The sequence below is a fragment of the Ruegeria sp. HKCCD4315 genome (assembly GCF_013112245.1).
Classification (GTDB): domain Bacteria; phylum Pseudomonadota; class Alphaproteobacteria; order Rhodobacterales; family Rhodobacteraceae; genus Ruegeria.
Map to the genome: position 1 here is coordinate 87,462 of NZ_WVRN01000003.1, position 18,808 is coordinate 106,269.

General features: G+C 53.6%; 16 protein-coding genes and 3 pseudogenes. 12 read left to right on the forward strand and 7 right to left on the reverse strand.

Going from position 1 to position 18,808, the window contains the following annotated elements; all coding sequences use genetic code 11:
* Nucleotides 1–108 precede the first annotated feature (108 nt).
* The 4 genes from GS646_RS22345 to repA form a co-directional block, all read right to left on the reverse strand.
* Nucleotides 109–1,218: a Fic family protein gene (locus GS646_RS22345; protein WP_170417844.1), complete on the reverse strand. Its 1,110-nt coding sequence runs from the start codon at nt 1,216–1,218 to the stop codon at nt 109–111.
* Between the two features lie 154 nt (nt 1,219–1,372).
* Nucleotides 1,373–2,428 (reverse strand): helix-turn-helix domain-containing protein, encoded by a 1,056-nt coding sequence (locus tag GS646_RS22350; protein WP_170417847.1) that lies wholly within the window; start codon nt 2,426–2,428, stop codon nt 1,373–1,375.
* A 177-nt stretch (nt 2,429–2,605) separates the two neighbouring features.
* Nucleotides 2,606–3,574 carry a plasmid partitioning protein RepB gene (gene repB / locus GS646_RS22355; protein ID WP_170417850.1) on the reverse strand — a complete coding sequence of 323 codons (969 nt, stop codon included), beginning with the start codon at nt 3,572–3,574 and terminating at the stop codon, nt 2,606–2,608.
* Nucleotides 3,574–4,758 (reverse strand): plasmid partitioning protein RepA, encoded by a 1,185-nt coding sequence (repA, locus tag GS646_RS22360; protein WP_170417853.1) that lies wholly within the window; start codon nt 4,756–4,758, stop codon nt 3,574–3,576. The genes repB and repA overlap by 1 nt, the downstream gene beginning before the upstream one ends.
* Nucleotides 4,759–5,594: 836 nt before the next feature.
* Here repA and GS646_RS22365 point away from each other — a divergent pair.
* Both GS646_RS22365 and GS646_RS22370 read left to right on the forward strand, forming a co-directional pair.
* Nucleotides 5,595–5,852, forward strand: a complete 258-nt coding sequence (locus GS646_RS22365) for a type II toxin-antitoxin system ParD family antitoxin (protein ID WP_170417856.1) — start codon at nt 5,595–5,597, stop codon at nt 5,850–5,852.
* Nucleotides 5,849–6,193 carry a type II toxin-antitoxin system RelE/ParE family toxin gene (locus tag GS646_RS22370; protein ID WP_170417859.1) on the forward strand — a complete coding sequence of 115 codons (345 nt, stop codon included), beginning with the start codon at nt 5,849–5,851 and terminating at the stop codon, nt 6,191–6,193. The genes GS646_RS22365 and GS646_RS22370 overlap by 4 nt, the downstream gene beginning before the upstream one ends.
* 54 nt (nt 6,194–6,247) lie before the next feature.
* On the opposite strand, the gene GS646_RS22375 is transcribed toward GS646_RS22370, so the two are convergent.
* Nucleotides 6,248–7,303, reverse strand: a complete 1,056-nt coding sequence (locus tag GS646_RS22375) for a tyrosine-type recombinase/integrase (protein WP_170417862.1) — start codon at nt 7,301–7,303, stop codon at nt 6,248–6,250.
* A gap of 320 nt (nt 7,304–7,623) precedes the next feature.
* Between GS646_RS22375 and GS646_RS22380 the strand changes: the two are divergent.
* The 10 genes and pseudogenes from GS646_RS22380 to GS646_RS23085 all read left to right on the forward strand — a co-directional run.
* Nucleotides 7,624–7,857 (forward strand): annotated as a pseudogene (locus tag GS646_RS22380) (IS6 family transposase); the annotation flags it as partial.
* 68 nt (nt 7,858–7,925) lie between these two features.
* The gene (locus GS646_RS22385; RefSeq protein WP_171648678.1) at nt 7,926–8,951 is read left to right on the forward strand and encodes an IS110 family transposase; all 1,026 of its coding nucleotides are present in this window, start codon (nt 7,926–7,928) and stop codon (nt 8,949–8,951) included.
* A gap of 232 nt (nt 8,952–9,183) precedes the next feature.
* A pseudogene (locus tag GS646_RS23285) lies at nt 9,184–9,567 on the forward strand (DDE-type integrase/transposase/recombinase); the annotation flags it as partial.
* A 227-nt stretch (nt 9,568–9,794) separates the two neighbouring features.
* Nucleotides 9,795–10,211, forward strand: a complete 417-nt coding sequence (tnpA, locus tag GS646_RS22395) for an IS200/IS605 family transposase (protein WP_171648676.1) — start codon at nt 9,795–9,797, stop codon at nt 10,209–10,211.
* 103 nt (nt 10,212–10,314) lie between these two features.
* Nucleotides 10,315–10,638 carry a hypothetical protein gene (locus tag GS646_RS22400; RefSeq protein WP_171648674.1) on the forward strand — a complete coding sequence of 108 codons (324 nt, stop codon included), beginning with the start codon at nt 10,315–10,317 and terminating at the stop codon, nt 10,636–10,638.
* A 211-nt stretch (nt 10,639–10,849) separates the two neighbouring features.
* Nucleotides 10,850–12,685, forward strand: coding sequence for a copper resistance system multicopper oxidase (locus GS646_RS22405; protein WP_171648672.1), 1,836 nt, complete (start codon nt 10,850–10,852; stop codon nt 12,683–12,685).
* A gap of 30 nt (nt 12,686–12,715) precedes the next feature.
* Nucleotides 12,716–13,426 (forward strand): copper resistance protein B, encoded by a 711-nt coding sequence (locus GS646_RS22410; RefSeq protein ID WP_171648670.1) that lies wholly within the window; start codon nt 12,716–12,718, stop codon nt 13,424–13,426.
* 110 nt (nt 13,427–13,536) lie between these two features.
* Nucleotides 13,537–14,034, forward strand: a complete 498-nt coding sequence (locus GS646_RS22415; RefSeq protein WP_171648668.1) for a plastocyanin/azurin family copper-binding protein — start codon at nt 13,537–13,539, stop codon at nt 14,032–14,034.
* A gap of 104 nt (nt 14,035–14,138) precedes the next feature.
* Nucleotides 14,139–15,359, forward strand: a complete 1,221-nt coding sequence (locus GS646_RS22420; RefSeq protein WP_253746769.1) for an ABC transporter transmembrane domain-containing protein — start codon at nt 14,139–14,141, stop codon at nt 15,357–15,359.
* Nucleotides 15,360–15,476: 117 nt separating this feature from the next.
* Nucleotides 15,477–15,767, forward strand: a pseudogene (locus GS646_RS23085) (IS5/IS1182 family transposase); the annotation flags it as partial.
* Here GS646_RS23085 and cueR read toward each other — a convergent pair.
* Together cueR and GS646_RS22430 are read right to left on the reverse strand one after the other, a co-directional pair.
* On the reverse strand, nt 15,753–16,160 hold the full coding sequence (gene cueR / locus GS646_RS22425; protein ID WP_171648666.1) for a Cu(I)-responsive transcriptional regulator: 408 nt from the start codon (nt 16,158–16,160) through the stop codon (nt 15,753–15,755). The pseudogene GS646_RS23085 and the gene cueR overlap by 15 nt on opposite strands.
* Nucleotides 16,161–16,175: 15 nt before the next feature.
* Nucleotides 16,176–18,686: a heavy metal translocating P-type ATPase gene (locus GS646_RS22430; protein WP_171648664.1), complete on the reverse strand. Its 2,511-nt coding sequence runs from the start codon at nt 18,684–18,686 to the stop codon at nt 16,176–16,178.
* Nucleotides 18,687–18,808 lie beyond the last annotated feature (122 nt).

Here is an 18,808-nt window from a genome sequence, read left to right on the forward strand (position 1 = left end):
CGAAGTCGTCATTCTAGACCGGAATGGCCGTTTTTTGATTTTCGAGTGAACGGTTTCGCGACTGCAGAGAACGGCAGCTTCCCGCGCTTCGTGCCGTACTTCAGCCCCCTACCCGTCCCGATCTAGCTTTAACCAATATCGCGTGTACCGGAGTTCACCCGTTCGGATCAAAGCGCCCTTCTCTACCAGGTTCTGGAGATCCCGCGTTGCTGTGGCGCGCGATGTTCCCGTGATCGAGATATAGTTCTCAGCGCTCAATCCCCCTGTGAACCCATCCGGCCCAGCCTTGAACAAACGGGCGATTACCTTGCTTTGGCGAGTGTTGAACTGATCACGGTACCGATCATAGAAGTGCGTCTTGGAAATAAAGAAACCAACCCGCTCAAGCGTCACCTGCTGTGCTGTAAGGACAGTTTCGGCAAACCAGACGAGCCACGGTGTGACTTCCAGCGTCTTTTGATGGCGTTCGAGTTGGTCGTAGTAAGCCTTCCGCTCTCGCTCGATCGTGAAAGCAAGGGCAATCAGACTTGGCTGACCGATATTCTGGGCCAAGGACTTTTCAGCCAGCGCCCTACCCAACCGGCCATTGCCGTCCTCAAAGGGATGAATGCTCTCGAAATACAGATGGCTCAAACCGGCCCGGATCAGTGCGCGCAATGGTTCGGGACCATCCGGTGCGGTCCGGTTGAACCAGGCTACGAACTGGTCCATTTCAGCCGGAACCTGATGTGAAGGTGGAGCTTCGAAATGCACCGTTGGGCGGTCGAGCCTGCCTGAGACGATTTGCATCGCATCCTCATGGCTCCGGTATGATCCAATCGTTTCCAGATGCCTGTCATGGGACAGAAGCATGTCATGCCACCGAAACAGGGTGTCGTGTGACAGTGGTTCCGAATAGTTGGAATAAACATCCACCATCATTTCAGAAACGCCCTGCTCGCGCGGTTTGGATGGATAGCTGTCGGGAGCCAGTCCAAGATGTCGGCGCAAGGAAGATTGCACGCTGAGACGATCCAGCATCTCACCTTCGATCGCGCTGGTCTTCATTGCTTCTTCGCTTAGCAGGTCGATACGCAATTGATCTCGATCCGATGTGTTCACATGATGAACCGCTCCAAGAACTTCCCCTGAGGACAACAGGAACTGTTGCTCGTATGGTTCGAGTCTTGCGGCGTCGTAACGAAAGGTAGGCCAGTCAGGGTTCTGCCAGTTCCACATCGTGAGGTATAAGCTTCCTTTCTATAACTCACTATTTATGGTTGCGTGATTTATAGAGGTCAATCCTATAGCTCACCTTTTTCAGACCCTTCGATCCAGTCATCACTTGGAGGTGTAATCTGAAAACGGTAAATTTCATCCTGTTTCCCCAAATTTACGTAGCATTGGATGTCCGCGAGAGCATTGCCTTTGGAGACAATTCGCCCTTTTCGATCTTGGCCAGCAACGAAATCAGGTAAGCCCCTGGAGATTGTATGTTCTCAGCACGTTGAAAGATGTATCCGAGAACAATGAAGCGAATAGCTGGGCCAAAAGTTGATTTCATTGCATACCAGGTTTGGCCAAGCCGTAGATACTCGGCGATATCATCCATAAGCCGATCACAGTGGTGCTGATCTTTTGCAAAGCGTAGTTCTGAGCATAGCCGTGGAAAACTGCGCTCCATTTGGTCTGGAGAAACCTGAATCTGAGAAAGCTTTTCTTTCTTAACTTCCGGATTCAAAGAGTCCTCTTTGTGCCCCTCAATTTCACTGTCACTGGCCCTCAAATTTTCTGTATCAGTCTGTGTTATCTCGGAGATTTCCACAGAGATTTCTGCCAACAGCTCGCTGAGTACATTCGCATCTGGTTTGCGACGCAGAGCATTGCGTACGGTGGTCACCAAATCAGAGATCGCGGTGTCATTTGCTACGAGTTCCTTAAGGCGCGCCAGAGCGGCGGAAACTTTGTCACGGAGTACAGTGAACTCGAGAACGCGATCAGCATGCCTCTGGGCTTCCTGAATGAACTCAGCGTGCCGTTCAGACAAAGGCATCAAGGAGAGCCCAGTTGCGGTGACCACCCTGCCCTGGCGATCCCGGCGCGCCCATCGCTTACCGTTTGCGCTCATGACGCGGCGGATAAGTCCAAGGTCCACCAGCGTCGAGATATGACGCTCAACTGTCTGCACGCTGACATGAGTTCGTTTGGCTATCGCCGCGTTGGACGCGAAACAGATGTGATGATCATCCTGGTCCGCAGCAATCTGATCACCGCCCATAAAGGAAACCATCGCTCTCAGGACATTGAGAGTTGTGGATTTTAACCCAAGAGGTTCTCTGGCCTCTTCAACGGCGCGAAGAAGTATCCATTTTTTGGGCGTACTGTTCCCCTGCCCTGCCGTTCCCGACAAGGTCGCTCCAATTGGAGCCAATGCTGTTAGTGTTTTCATGATTATCTATCGGCAGACAAAAATTACCCGTTCGCTCAAGAGCGTTTTTTCTTGTGTGGCGATTCGGGTGCTGCTAGATTCTAGGTGTCTAATCTAAGAATTGCGCTTTGCGCAGCAGCCCTCGAAGCTCCGGTTTCGGGGGTTTTGTTTGTTTGCCTTCCTCCTTTCTGCTCGTCCTCAGTTCTTTTTCTTGGCGTTTACAGCTGTAAACTCAGCGTGTGAGCGCTTAATGATTTCAGCCATGTTTTCGTCCAACCAGCTAGCGAAGCCAGCGTTAGCTCCGGTCCTTTTGACCGAAACAGTTAGTGATCCGTTGGTAGATTTGATTGTAACGCCTTCGATTGGGTTGAGTTCGGCTGCACCTTCTCTTTGTCTTGCACCGCGTTTGGCAGCTGCTTTTAGGAGCATTTCCAGCCGATCATCTGACGACATCGATGGCTCAATGGTTGCAAGAAGATTTGCAGCTTCATCTTCCGCTAGCTTGCCTGCAACGAAGTGCTCTGCAAGCACGGTCCATTTTGGGCGGCCTGATTTTGGGGCTGCGCCGATCATGTCACCAATCTTTGCAGGAACATGTTGCGTAATTTTTGTCAGGTGAGACAGCCCTGATTTCGAAACGTTCAATACTTGCCGCACCGTTGCCGTGTCATGCCCGGAAGTCAGGATCGCCTCGGCGAAACGTGCTTTCTCGTAGAAGGAAAGATTGCGCCTCGCAGCATTCTCAAGCCCTTTGGCGAGAAGCGCTGAAGCATCGTCGATATCCTGAACATTGGCGCGGACTTTAATACCAAGTTCACGACAGGCTTTGAGCCTCCTCCGTCCATAAATTGCCTCGTATCGACCGTCGGATTTCGATCTTCTGACAAGAATGGGAACTTGTTGGCCACCGTCTTGTATACTCGACATCAAGCTTTCAAAACTATCGTCTTCTTCGTCAATGTTTACAGCTGTAAACTCACCGAGCCTATCGGCAGGCCCCCAGTCGTCGATCAGAGCAGGGTCAATTTCCCTGATTGCGGCAAGAGAGCCCTGAAGCGCACCAAGAGCAGGGGCATTGGGTTTTGGAGTTTTATCGATGGCCTTGGGGCCAGAGCGCGCGATGGTGTTTGCGATCCCCGACATCTCCTGAAGCGACTTTCTAGCCATTAGCTGCGTCCCCATGCTTGATGGATCATTTGCTCTACCTCAGAGCCGATCGCATCCATTGAGTTCTTTGCCCGATCATAAGTTGCGCGTGTCATTTCTGACCGCACGACTTCGTAAATTGATTGTTTGAGCATTGTGGCGTCACTGACCGCGGTGCTTTTGAGGGCTGTGGCTGACATAACGCGATCCTGAAACAGTGCCCGCATGAACGAAGCCAGTTGTTGAGACGGTACGTCTGTTGGCTCGTCACGCGTTATCAGGAATTTGAAGTTGTCGTATTCGAGCGTAGCGCCGGCATCTTCAATGACTGCCATGTAAGCACCAGCGAGTTCGAGAAATTGAGCCGTCGAAGACACGTCCAGCATCGAAGGTGTAAGTGGCACAAGCAATGAACTGGCGGCCGCCATCCCAGCAATTGTCAAGAATCCTAGCTGAGGTGGGCTATCAATCAGAACAAGGTCAAAATCTCCTTCCACCTGGGCCAGGGCATTCCGTATTCTTGTAAAGAACGGATGGTCTGGGTTGGAGTGAACGGCAGATTCTGTCTCAAATTCGGAAAGAACAAGCCGTGACGGAGCCACAGAGAGACCGGGGAAGTACGTCGGAAGCACGACGTCCGCCATATCTACCGGATCTTCATATCGAATAGCATCGTAAATCGTCAGCCCGTCAAACTCTATTTCGGGGCTTATGCCGCACATGGATGTAAGAGAGCCTTGAGGATCCAGATCAACAGCCAGCACACGGTAACCGCGAAGCGCAAAATAGTGAGCCAAGTGAATTGTTGTGGTGCTCTTACTGCTGCCGCCTTTGAAGTTCATCAACTGCCAGACTTGGAGCTTTTCTCCTTCAGTCCGGCGAGGGACATAGCGCCCTTTTTTGCGTGAGGTTTTCTCAAGCGTTTCGCGAGCCTCCCAAAGTTCTTGGGCAGTATAGTAACGCCTACCGCTGCGTACGTCATTCGGTTCAGGAATCGTTCCCTCTGCGTGGACTTTGCGCATGAATTGACCTGAGACTCCTAAGAGTTCAGCAGCTTCTGGCGCTGCAAAATTTCGCAGTGATTTGGTGTTGTCGGGGGCAAATGCAGCAAGTAGATGTTCCCGGATAGCCGAGTTTAATCTCTCAGATATTTCCGTGGCGAGTGCCGATGGTCTTTCTGCCGCAAGTGGTGTCACGGGAATCATGTAGTTGCCTCAAATTAAAGAATGTGGTCATTTTTGCGCCACTTGAGATAAACAGCCGTGATTCATAGCACTAAGTCAAGGATTTTCGCCTATATTGTAGGTTTTCCAACGCGGAGGACTACATACGCTTTGCATCAGAGCAGGGTGGTTTACAGTTGTAAACTCGGTTGAGCGGGATCATGGGTTCTTTCAGTCGATGAAGTTCTAACGTAGGCATGCGAAGGCATTCCTGTAAAACTCCTCCCTATGCTCCGCTTTGAGTAGAACGCCTCTAGCATGGAGTTGGAGTGAAGGCCGAACGGCTTTTGGCGCAAATTGCGCAATTGGGAAGGGCAGGGAGCTAGTTGAGCTGATTGGTCAAATTCTCTCACCAACAATTTCGTTATCGAGTTTTCTGCGATACCAACTTCGTAACAATACTTCTGCGCCAGTACGGGAGTACGATGCGGTGAGAATGGCATGGCGATCTGGGTCAGATACACCGAGCTCAGCCCGTGCGCAGAGGAAAACACGCGAACATTCCGGCTAGAGTCAGCCGCTCGCCAATTGCCCAAGAAATGGCATACCGTGAGGGCGGGGTTTCGGGAATTGTGCGCCTGTAAGTTGCGACGGAACACGGAACTGTCCTCGATCCAGTGCAGCTGTGCTTGCGCGGCGCGGCTTTTGACGCAAGTCTCTACCGTCATTGGATTCATATGGGATCACAGACATGATCCGTGTGTTCACGTCCCATTAGCGTCCATAAAACCAGCTTGCTCGAATTAGTGATTTTGGGCTCCTCAATCGTTGAACAGACGGTCTCGTTGGCATATATTGCCAAAAAGGAGGCTTACGCCATGGTAACCCGCAATGTTGTACTTACAGAATCGCAGGATCAACTGGTGCAGAATCTGGTTGCGTCCGGTCGATATCAGAACGCCAGTGAAGCGTTGCGCGCCGGCCTTCGGCTTTTGGAGCGGGAAGAAGCGGGGCTGGAGTCTCTCAAACAAGGCTTGCAGGAGGGTGTAGCGCAGGCTCAGGCCGGAGATTTGGCAGAAGGCAGGGGTTCGGATGCGATCCGTCGTGCCTTTGCAAGGGCACGAGCCAAGGCGTGACCAGACCCTTTCGACTGACACGCCGCGCTGAATCCAGCCTGGTGGAAATTGCCCGATGGACCATCGACAAGTTTGGATCGCATCAAGCCGATCTTTATGAACAAGAACTAATAGCGCGCTGTCAGGCCATCACAGAGGGCAGGGTGGCCAGCCGAAGTTGTTCTATATTGGTCGAAGAGGCGGCGGATCTCAGATATGTGCGCGCAGGAGAGCATTTCCTGGTTTATCTGGATCAGCCGGACGCGGTGATCATTGTTGATATCCTGCATTCCCGTTGCGATCTGCCGCGACATGTTTCCGCGCTGGCCACGTTAACAGATGCGACAGGAAACAAGACATAGGCACAGCAGCCGGAGTTTCCCTCAAGCGGGGATTATTAAATAGTCAGTAACTACTCACCCCAGTAGATCAGTCGCCGGGTTATCCGCGATGTCCACATCGTCGTAGTATTTCTGCGCCTGGGCCATGGAGCGATGCAGGGAGAGGCGCATCGCGGCCTGGATCGGGGCGCCGTCCAGCGCGGCCTGGGTCAGGAAGCCCGAGCGCAGCCCATGGGGGGAAGCGAACCCGTCCGGCAGGCCCGCCAGTTTCGCCCGACGCTTGACGATCTGCGCGATGGCATCCGGGCTGAGGCGGCGGGTTAACACCCGATCGGCTTTTGAAACAGGCCGGAACAAGGGGCCGTCCTGAATCTCACCCACCTCGATCCAATGGGCCAGCGCTTGGGCTGCGCGGCCTTTCAACACCAGCCGCGGCGTTTCACCTTTGGTTGTCGTCTTGGTCTCCAGCAGTGAAATCCAAACCAGGCTTTTCTCGTCGAACTCCTTCAGCGAGACGTCTTCAAACATCAACCCGGTGATCTCCGAGCGCCGTCTACCACCCGAAGCCCAACCCAGCATCAAGATGGCGCGGTCGCGGCAATCCCGCCGGGACCCCCGACAAGTGGACAGCAACTGCTCGAGCACATCGCGGGTAATCGGTTGCTGCGATTTTGGGGCAGGGGGCCGGGCGGCGGCGCGGCGCGCCTTGGCACGGGCCTGCTTCACCTGCGGCGCATCAAAAGGGCTGGTCAGGTTCTTCATTCGATGAAAGGCCAGCCAGGAGGCGATGCGCCGGTCCAGCGTAGAAGGGGCCGGGCAGGCGAGGGACTTGCGTAGCCCTTGCGCGATCAACATCTCGGCACTCTGACGCGCGACATCCTCGGGCGCGGCATCTCCCAGATCGCGGGCGTGATCGAGAATGAAGGCCAGCGCTGTGGCCTCGCTCTCGGGCCAGTCCAACGGCACTCCGAACCGTGCTGCCTTCCAGGCCGTTACATAGAGCAAATCGCGCTCATAGGCCCTGAGCGTGTTGGCGGGTGTGCCGCGGACATAGAGATCGGTCAGGGCGTCCTGGTCAGACTGCGACAGGGCAGGGGAGGGGGCGGGGAGATAGGGCTCAGGGGTGCTCATACGGCCCACTCTGCGCCCATTTTCCCGCAAAATCAATTATACTTGATAAGGGATACTTATCGGGTTTAATTCCAAAAAATTGGGTAACGATATGTAATGCGCAATATTAAGAAATAATGCGTCTCATAGACAATAGGACCGCAAACAAGAGAGAGAATCAGGCTTGGCAGGGGTTTTCGTCTCGGTAAGCTGCAGGCTATGTTGGAGGACATTTCGAACGGCCTGTTGGTGAAGGATCTGTTGCAAACTTTTGACTGTTGACTCTCATAAGTGCTTCGAGTGATTGGATATCGAAATATTGAAGTCGAAAGTTTGTTTTTATGATCTCGTTCAAAGGCGCGCAATATCCGAAGGCCGTGATCCTGTTCGCGGTTTTCTACTATCTCCGAAACGGCGTTTCCTACCGCGATCTGGAAGAGATCATGCATGAGCGTGGCGTTTCAGTGGACCGCACCACGCTAAACCGATGGGTAACACGGTATTCTGGCGCAATCGCTGACGCAGCATGTCGTCGCAATGGGCCATGTGATCGTTCGTGGAGAACGGACGAAACTCTGAGTAATTGAACAGCAGCTCTCTTGGCCGGTGCATGATGGCATCGGAACAGCAATGGGAGAGCAAGATGGAACAGTGTTTTGTAGGACTGGATGTCTCGAAGGCTGAGACGTCGATTTGTGTCTGCAATCAGAGCGGTGGACCCGTGTTTGCCGCGAAGAAAGTAACTGACCCCGATGTGATTTTTCAGGCGTTGCGCGACCACGTTGGCGTCATCCAATGTGTGGTCCTCGAAACCGGCCGTATGGCGAACTGGCTTTACACTGAGCTTGCAGATCGGGGATTGCCGGTGGTTTGTATCGACGCACGTCAGGCTCATGCTGTTCTCAGCCAGATGCACAACAAGACCGATGCCAATGATGCCGCCATGTTAGCTGAACTGGCGCGCACGGGGTTCTATCGGAAGGTTGAGGTGAAAAGCCGGCTCGCCCAGGAGCGGCGGGCATTGCTGAAAGCTCGGGAAGTGGCGTTGAAATCCCGCGTGAATGTGGAAAACACAATCCGCGGTCTTTTGGCCAGTTTCGGGCTGCGTTTGCCAAAACATCTGAACACCTATGAAGAGCGTGTCCACGCGATCCTGAAGGATCGGCCGGTCTTATCGAGTGTCATCCTGCCCTTGCTCGACTTGCGCACAGCCGACCTTCGGCAAGCGGCTGCGCTGAGTAAAGAAATGGTGCGCCACGCAAAAGCCGATGAGGCTTGCCAACGCCTGATGACGATCCCGGGTGTTGGTCCTGTGAGTGCAGTGACCTTTGTTGCGACCATCGACAATCCGCGTCGGTTTTCGAAATCCAGATCAGTTGGTGCATATCTCGGGCTGACGTCCCGTCGATACCAGTCTGGGGATGTCGATTATGGTGGTAGAATATCGAAACACGGCGATCCTATGCTGCGCTCAGCGCTCTACGAGGCGGCCAGCAGTTTGTTGAACCGGGTGAAACCGGGCAAAGGATCGGAATTACAGAGATGGGCTCGAGCCCTCAAAGCCCGCACCAGTCACAAGAAGGCGGTCGTTGCCTTGGCTCGAAAACTCGCGGTCCTGATGCATGCCATCTGGACAAACGGATCAACCTTTCAAACCAAGGAGGCCTAGTCAGAATACCAGCGGATCAACCAATCACGAGTTGCCGTATAGACAAACACGGCAGGCTGTCGACCGAACCCGTTTGATGTACATGCGGCTGCCCAGAAAAGACCGCGCATGAAACCTTTGGGGGTTGATGCCTTGAACGCCGAGATGAAGCGCCAACAGGATGACTTCGTAAAGAACTTTGCAGGTGGTCGATACAGGACTAATCTCATCGAGAGCTGCTGCTCAATAAAGAACTTACATCAAAGTTAAAGGTGCCTGAGTTTATCTCTATCGAGCCGTCGACAAGCACGGCAAGACGCTTGATTTCATGCTTTCACGACGCCGAAACAATCCAGCCGCCACCAAGTTCTTCGCCAGGGTGTTGGAGATCAATGGATTGCCGAGGAAGATCGTGATCGACAAGAGCGGCGCCAACACCGCTGGCATCAATGCCATCAACAAAATGCTCAAAGGCCTTGAACCCCAGCATTGGCCGCGTGCGTTTGATGAAATCGGCAATATGGCGACCACACCGGTAAGACCACCGCGGGACGATCTCCCGACTTGCGGTCACAGAGCTTTCCGTGTGCAGAGGTTCAACAAATCGACTCCTACTCCTAAAAAAATCTCTTTGTAACAGATCATGTTCAGTGCGACTTTCGGTGTTCGAGCAGGCTTTTGCCGATAAGGGCACTTCATTCAATTGATGCACATGCTTCGTGGCACATTTAGTATCCACGCATTGGAGCAAACCCTCCGACTTCCAGTCGGAACTGCTTCAGCGCGAAGAATCGTGCTATGACCTTACCCTCTGGAAAATGAGCCGCAGCCGGTCGGAAGGCTCATTTTCCAGAGGGTAAGGTCATGCAGTATGACACTGGCAAGCACTGCGTTTTCTACCACCGCTACCACATCGTCTGGTCGACGAAATACCGCTACAAGGTGCTGACCGGCCGGGTGCGCCTGCGGGTGCGCGACATCATTCGTCAGGTCTGCCGCGAGAACGTGGTCGACATCCTGCGCGGGGTGCTGTCATCCGATCATGTCCACATGTTCGTTTCGGTGCCGCCGAAGATCGCCATTTCCGATCTGGTGCGCAGGATGAAGGGCCGTTCGTCCCACAAGGTGCAAAGGGAATTTCCCGCGTTGCGCAGGCGCTATTGGGGCCGTCGGTTCTGGGGCAGGGGGTATTTCTCAACCACCAACGGTGCCATCACCGAGGACATTGTCCTGCAATACCTCGAAAATCACATCGCCGATCCTACCGACGCCAGTCGGTAGTGGTTCAGTTGCGGTAGGTCTAGAATGTATCAAATTGTATCTTCGGGTTGCGGGTGGGAAGTTTTTTGCTAGATAGCTTGAGAAGCACGGAGAGCAATTCAAGATGCGCCAAAGAGCGGCAAAAATAAGTGTTTTTCTTCTTCTTACGCTCGTTTTGGTGGCGTCCACCATTTTTTCATTTACCAGCGCTCGTGCTAAAGGTCATTTCCTTGAAGCTTCTTTAGTCCAAAACGACATTGAGGTGGGGCACTATCACTCAAACCCTAGCCAATGCCACAAGATTGCTCAATGCGAAACTCCCGCTGCGTTTTTGACTCACCAAAGACCTTCTATCGCCGAAAATGCAGGGGAACTGATGTTCGTGCAAAGCGAGCCAGGCAGAAATTCAACCGTACTTGAAGCCCAGCTTCCACCTCCCAAAGCGTAACTCATTGCGCCTGAATACACTGCTATTTCGTTGCTTTTCTTGAATGTTGTGTGCTGCACCTTCCTGTCCTGCACCCGATATCAACCAGCTTCTTGAGCACTGATCAAAAAAGCGAAATGCGAGAATAGACTATCAGCGTGGCTGACCGCAGCGCCTGCTGACAAATGCAGTGAATTTCCAAATCATCAATTCAACCAAGTAAGGAAAAACAATGCGTCCCATCGCATCTGCACGTGTGGCTATTGCTTCCGTCGCCCTTGCCTTATCCGCGTCAACGGCGGCCATGGCTGGAACCTACAATATTACTGTGGACAAGATCCGCATCGACGCCGGTGATTTCCGCAAAACGGGGGTTGGTTACAACAAGAGCCAAACCCCAACTATCCTGCGTTTCAAAGAGGGCGAGGATGTCACGCTGAATGTCACGAATAATCTCAAACAAGACACCTCGATCCACTGGCACGGGCTGATTTTGCCTTTTGATCAGGACGGTGTTCCGAAGATCAGCTTTGCCGGTATTAAACCGGGTGAAACCTTCACCTATAATTTCCCGATCACACAGGCAGGCACCTATTGGTTTCACAGCCATTCGGGTTTTCAGGAGCCCGATGGAGCATATGGAGCTATCGTAATCGAGCCGAAGGGCGGCGAAACGGTTCGTGCTGATCGGGATTATGTCGTGCAACTGACTGACACGCACCCTCACCGCGGTAAGCGGATCATGCGAAACCTCAAGATGTCGGCTGACTACTACAACCGGTCACAACGTACGGCGCAGGATCTCATCAAGGATTCCGGTGAGATGGGGCTTAAGGCGGCTTTGGAAGACCGAAAGATGTGGGGTCGTATGAGGATGATGCCAACGGACGTCGAGGACGTTCAGGGTTTCTCCCCGATGATCAATGGCCAGACCACTTCGCAGAACTGGACCGGGCTATTCAAACCGGGCGAGAAAGTGCGGCTGCGGCTGATCAACTCCTCGGCCATGGCTTATTTCGACATTCGAATTCCGGGCCTCAAGATGACCGTCGTGCAGGCAGACGGCAATGACGTGAAACCCGTCACCGTGGATGAGTTGCGCATCTCTGTTGCCGAAACCTATGACGTGATCGTTCAGCCCAGGGAAAATCGTGCCTACAGCATAGTAGCAGAGTCAATGGGCCGTACTGCACTGGTCCGCGGAACGTTGGCACCGCGCGAGGGAATGGCCGGGCCAGTTCCAAGTCTTCGACCAAAGCCCCGCCTGACCATGGCCGACATGTCCGGGATGATGCACGGCAAGGGGATGGAAGGCCACGTCATGCAAAACGCTTCGGTGATGTCCGACGACATGATGAAGATGCCGGGCATGGATCACAGCCAGCATCAAATGGCAAAATCCGCCGACGCGACACCGTCTGAAACTATGGATCACAGCCAGCATCAAATGGCGAAACCGGTCGATGCGGCACAATCCGATACCATGGATCACAGCCAACATAACATGAGTAACGCCTCTGCCGCCGCAGGGCAGGGCATGTCAGGCGGGAAGCACGCAGGTCATCAGATGGCGATGCCTGGGGGTGCGCAACAGGAGTTTTATGCTATGGGTAGCGGTCTGACACCCAATGCTGCAAATGGCGGGAAATTCCTGTCTTATGACGACCTGAAGGCGCGTAAACCGCTTTACAAGGACCGCCCTGCAACGCGTGAAATCGAGTTGCGTCTGACGGGCAACATGGAACGCTACATCTGGTCCATCAACGGAAAGAAACTGTCCGAAGCTGAGCCTCTCCGGTTGAAATACGGTGAAAGAGTGCGGTTCAAATTCGTCAATGAAACCATGATGTCACACCCGATGCATTTGCACGGTATGTGGTCAATCCTTGATACCGGCAGTGGCAGCCGCGATCCGATCAAACACACGGTCAGCATCGCGCCGGGCACGACAGTCTACACCGAGACTGAAGTGGATGTGACGGGTCAATGGGCGTTCCATTGCCATCTGTCCTACCACGCCGATGCGGGGATGTTCCGCAAAGTAATCATCGAAGGCGGGCCTGCCTAAGCTTTCGGCAGCACAAACAGAGTGAAAAACATGAAAAACTTAATTGCCGTCACCGCAGCGGCAGCCGGGCTTTCGCTTGGCTGGACCGCTGAGACAAAAGCAGAGGCCCTGACCTATGGGTTTCAAGCCGAGCAGTTGGAGTACCGCTCCAATGACAAAGGCGAGGACACAATCCAATGGGATTTTGATGCCTTCGTGGGAACTGACGAGTTGAAATTTGTATGGCGTAGCGAAGCCGAACTGGGTGAAAGCTCAGGCGATTTTGAAACGCTCGAAAACCAGTTGCGACTGCAAAAGCCAATATCCAACTTCTTTGACGCTGTGGTCGGGGTGTATGCCAACACACCGACCGGTCTGCCGGATCGGTACAATGCGGTCCTGGGGATAAAGGGATTGGCCCCGCAGTGGTTTGAAATCGACGCTGACTTGTACTTGTCCGACAACTCGTTTTTTCGGTTCGAAGGCGAATACGAAGCAGGTTTGACAAACAGGCTGTTCCTGATCCCGAATCTCGAGCTTACTGTGCCTTTGCAAGATGACCTCGAATACAATCAAAAAGCAGGTGGAGTCACTCTCGAGGCTGGGCTTCGGCTGAGCTATGACCTCATCGATCGGGTGGTATCGCCGTATGTTGGGGTGAACTACGAGAAATCTTACGGCGGCACAGCGGATCTGATCCAGGCAAGTGGCGAAGAGAACGGAGTGTTCGCAGTCGTGTTTGGCGCCCGGCTAATGTTTTGAAATCCGATAATCTTGGCCGGGGCAGATTGCTCCGGCCGGTTTCTGATGGCCATCGCATTCTGAACGTGCGGCAAGATGGCCTTTCCTAACCAAAACCGAATGGAAAAACTATGAAAACCACAATCTTAGGCGCGTCGATCGCTGCTTTGCTGGCGACACCCTTATTTGCCTCAGAAAATCAACATGAGGAACACGGTGAAAATCATGACGACAGTCACGCCGAAATGATGCAGGTGGGACAGCCCGGAAAGAGCAGTGATATCGGCCGCACCGTCAAGGTTTCTATGAAAGAAACGGATGACGGAGACATGATTTTTGAACCTTCGAACTTGTCGTTCAAGAAAGGCCAGACCATCGAGTTCGATATCAAAAATCTTGGCGAACTGGAACATGAGTTCATTTTGGATACGGCTGAACGCAACAAGATACACAAAGACGTTATGGTAAACGGCAGTCAAAGGCACGTTTCTGAGAACGCCGTCAGTTTGGAGCCCGGAGAGCAAAGCAAACTTATCTGGACATTTTCAAATGATGGCAGTTTTGAATTCGCTTGCCTGATTCCTGGGCACTACGAATCCGGAATGTTCGGCAACGTAACCGTGCAATAGCTTCTTCCGGCGCTGTAAATTAATCACTCACCATGATGCGGCGCCGAAGTGCGCGGCAGTTCCAGGTCGAACTGCCGCGTATCTAATAAAAAGAAATAAAGCCGATGGGAAAAGAGCAGCACATCCCGGAGTTTCATTTAATCGCCCATGACGCAGCAGCTTGGCTGGGCTTTCGTTATGATGAAACAGCACCAGATTGGATGCATCCTGCATTGCATCTGATCCTTGTAATTGCTCCGGCGTTGTTGGCCATTTCCACAATTGTGATGGTTGCAAGAGTACTTCTTTTTCAGGTCAAACCAGCGATCGTCGCTTCCGCCCATCATCCAGATAATCTCGTTGCCGGCCTAAATCACAATCTGATACGACACATCTTGCAGACAACGCGAGTGCAACAGCTTTATCTGCTCGTATTGAGCCTGTCCCTGATGCCGGTGCTCTATCTATCCCTGGAGCTGCCAAAGCAAATTGTAAACAACGTCCTGGACAGCTCACATTCGCGCCTGACACTGTTGGGCTATGATCTCACCGCGACCCAGCATCTGGCAGTTCTCAGCGGTGTATTCTTTCTGACCATCGCGCTGAACGGAGTGGGAAAGTACCACCTCAACGTAATGAAAGGCCGGGTCGCTGAGCGATGCCTCAGGCGGATGCGCCTTTTGATCTATCAGAATTGGCGTAAACAGACCGACGGTCGACGAAGAAGTGAAATTGTGCAGGTATTGGGATCTGAAGTCGAGCCCATCGGAGGCTTCGCTGCAGACCTTGTTTCCCTGCCAATCACACAGGGCGGGACGATGATCACCATTCTGTTGTTTATGTTCGTTCAAGATCCGATCCTTGGTGCTGCAGCGCTGACGGTTCTGCCATTGCAGTTGCTTTTACTGCCCTATCTGCAGCGGATCGTGAACCGGCTGAGCCGAAAACGAATACACGAAATGCGTAAGCTGTCTTTGCACCTAACTAGTCAGATTGACCCTGAACAAGATCACGCCCGAACTATATTGCAGACCACCGCATCGCTTCGGCAACTGGAAGCGATCCGCCGGAAAATTCACCGCGTGAAATTCTTTGCCAAGGCATTGAGCAACTTCCTGACATCTCTAACTCCATTCCTGTTTTATTCGCTCGGCGGGTATTTCGTCATACAGGAGCGGATTTCCTTGGGGGCCTTGATCGCGGTGCTGTCCGCGCACAAGGAGTTTTCGGCTCCACTTAAGGAGTTGTTCAGGTTCTATCAGCAATTTGAAGACACGCGGATACGCTACAACGAAGTCTTTAGATTTTTGGATCACCCGCTTCAAAGTCAGCGACTTAACATTTGATTGGCCATAGTGTGTTCAACCTCTTTCCAATATTCGAAGTGCTTCCTACGCGGTAAGAACTGCTAGGCTCTGGATCTATTAGTTTGGTTGCGACCGTCTCGGCTGCGTGTTACAGGCGCCCTGATCAACAGCCTTCCATCGGTTGATTGGCTGCCGGGAGATCACGTCTGTGATGCCGACGGGTTCCGAGAGGCCCTGACAGACGGGAGACGAAGCCCTGCATCCTAGATCAGAAATCACGCGGCAAACCTGTCCAGTACGACATGCGACGCTACAAACGACGCAACAGGATCAATATCCTGTTTGGACGCCAGAGGGGCCGACGGCGTGTCGCTACCCGTTATGACAGGTGCCCAAAGTCTTTTTCTCGGATATCGCTCCTGCGGCTGCGTCCTAATCTGGCTGTGAACCAATGAGTTTCGAACCCAGTTGCCTTAAGATTGGACAGTCGGGGCGATGGTCACCGGCGCATTCATCAATCAGATGAGACAGTGTTGCATGCATGGCCTTCAGGTCCGCGATCTTGGCATCTATCTCTTTTAGGTTCTGTTTGGCGATATCCTTCACGTCCGCGCTTGCGCGTTCTTTGTCCTCGTACAACGCCAGTAGTGAACGGCAATCCTCAATGGTAAAGCCCAATGAGCGGGCCCGCCCGATGAAGGCCAGTTTGTGCAATTCCTTTTCATCGAAATGGCGATACCCGTTCAGGCTGCGCCTGGGTTTGATGAATCCGATATCCTCGTAATAGCGGATGGTTTTGGCAGGCAGACCCGAACGTTCTGCTACATCTCCGATATTCACAGCGGTTCTCCTATTCTATTCAGCAGGCGCTGATCGCAGCGCCTGCTCTTCATTCTGCGAGATCTGTTCTCGCCCAACTTTGATCGGCTTAACCCAGCGCAACCGCAGCGCGTTGGTCAGGACAAATACACTGGACAGCGCCATGGCACCTGCAGCCAGAACCGGCGACAGCAACGGGCCGCCAAACGGATAGAGCACCCCCGCTGCAACCGGTATGAGTAGCGTGTTGTAGCTGAACGCCCAGAACAGGTTTTGGCGGATGTTACGCATGGTGCGCTGACTAACATCGAAGGCGTTGACCACGCCTGTCAGGTCGCCTGACATCAGAACGACGTCAGCCGCCTCGATGGCGATGTCAGTGCCTGTCCCGATCGCAATTCCTACGTCAGCCGCCGCCAGCGCGGGTGCATCGTTGATGCCATCACCCACAAACGCCAGTTTTCCGCCATTTGAACGCAAATCCTGCAACGCGGATACTTTACCCTCGGGCAGAACCTCGGCCACGACATGATCGATGCCAAGCTGCGCCGCGATGGATTTGGCTGTAGCGGTATTGTCGCCGGTAATCATCGCTACTTTCAGCCCCAGTCCGTGCAAAGCTTCAATTGCGTCTGGCGTGGTGGTCTTGATTGGGTCCGCCACAGCGATTACGGCCGCGATAACCCCGTCTACGGCAGCATAAAGTGGAGTCTTTCCGTTGATTGCCAGTTCAGCGCCCCGATCAGACAGCGCGCCCATTTCAACCCCTTCGCGACTCATCAGGCGGTCGGCCCCGATCAAGATTGTATGGCCTTCGACTGAAGCGCTTACCCCGTAACCGGTGATCGACGTGAAGTCTTCTGGCTTCGAAAGCTCCAGACCACGGGTTTCAGCCGCGCGCACGATGGCCGTGGCGATCGGATGTTCGGATGTGACCTCAACGGCAGCCACAAGGCGCAGAACCTCATCCTCGGCCAATCCTTCGGCCACAATAAGGTCGGTCAGCTCCGGACGCCCTTCGGTCAAGGTCCCCGTCTTGTCCACTGCAACAACGGTGGTTTCCTGCAGCATTTGCAAGGCGTCGCCCTTTCGGAAAAGGACACCCATCTCGGCCGCGCGGCCGGTGCCGACCATGATTGAGGTGGGTGTGGCCAACCCCATGGCGCAGGGGCAAGCAATGATCAGTACCGCAACCCCGGCTACCAACGCCAAGCTGAGCGCGGGATCGGGTCCGAACAACATCCAAACCAGCACAGTCATTACGGCCACAGCGATCACTACAGGCACGAACCACAGCGTGATACGGTCAACCAAGCCTTGAATCGGAAGCTTGGCACCCTGTGCTTGTTCGACCATTTGAATGATCTGGGCCAACATAGTGTCTGCGCCGATCTTTTCAGCCCGGTACGTCAATGCGCCCGTGCCATTGACTGTTCCGCCGACCACAGTTGCGCCCTCGGTCTTTTCGGCAGGAACCGGCTCGCCGGTGATCATGCTTTCATCGACATATGACGCGCCGGTCACTACGGCACCATCCACCGCAATCTTTTCGCCCGGTCGAACGTGCACAAGATCTCCTACAACGATCTGCTCAATTGGAAGCTCGACAACCGTTCCGTCGCGCTCAACTCGCGCTGTTTTTGCCTGCAGACCGACCAGTTTTCGGATCGCTTCACCCGTTCGGCCCTTGGCGCGCGCCTCAAGGAACCGCCCAAGCAATATGAGAACCACGATCACCGCTGCGGCCTCGTAGTAGACGTTTGCGGTTCCGGCCGGAAGAATACCCGGTGCAAAAGTCGAGATAAGCGAGAACCCATAGGCCGCCGAAGTGCCCAGAGCCACCAGAGAGTTCATGTCTGGCGCGCCTTTGACCAAGGAAGGGAATCCCTTGGTATAGAACTGCAATCCTGGCCCAAAAAGAACGATCGTGGTTAGAAGGAATTGCAGGTAATAGCTGTTCTGGATGCCGATCGTGCTCGTTATCAGGTGGTGCATGCCCGGAATAACATGCGAGCCCATTTCAAGGACGAAAACCGGCAAAGCGAGCAAAGCGGCAAAGCTTGTTCGCCGCGCCAAATGGCTGATCTCTGCCGCCTTACGGTCTTGTGGTTCGGTCTGCGTCGCGGATCGCAGGCTCGCCGGATAGCCAGCAGATGCTGCAAGCGCCGCGATGGCTTCGGGTGTTGTGACTCCCTCGGCATAACGTACTGTTGCACTTTCGGTGGCCAAATTAACCGACGCGGACAATACGCCGTCGTTGGCCTCCAAGGCCCGTTCAACGCGTCCTACACAAGATGCGCAGGACATGTTCTGAATATCCAGCGTTACCTCTTCCGTCCGTGCCGGATATCCGGCGCTGTTTAACGCATCAGCAATGGCCGCTTTATCGGCTGGATCGCGGAAATCGACCTGAACGCTTTCGCTGGCGAGATTAACCGAAGCGGCATCTACCCCTGGCACATCTTTCAACGCGCGCTCGACGCGCCCTACGCAAGAGGCACAGCTCATACCCTGAACCTGGAACCGCGCATGTGAAATTTCAGTCATATTGTCACCACAAATGTTCTGCTGACGGGCAACATAAGGGTTCCAGCAAGTGGAAGGTCAAGGGATGGGGTTGACTTTCTTTTCCACTAATTTTGGCGATCCAATTTTCACGACTTGACCTT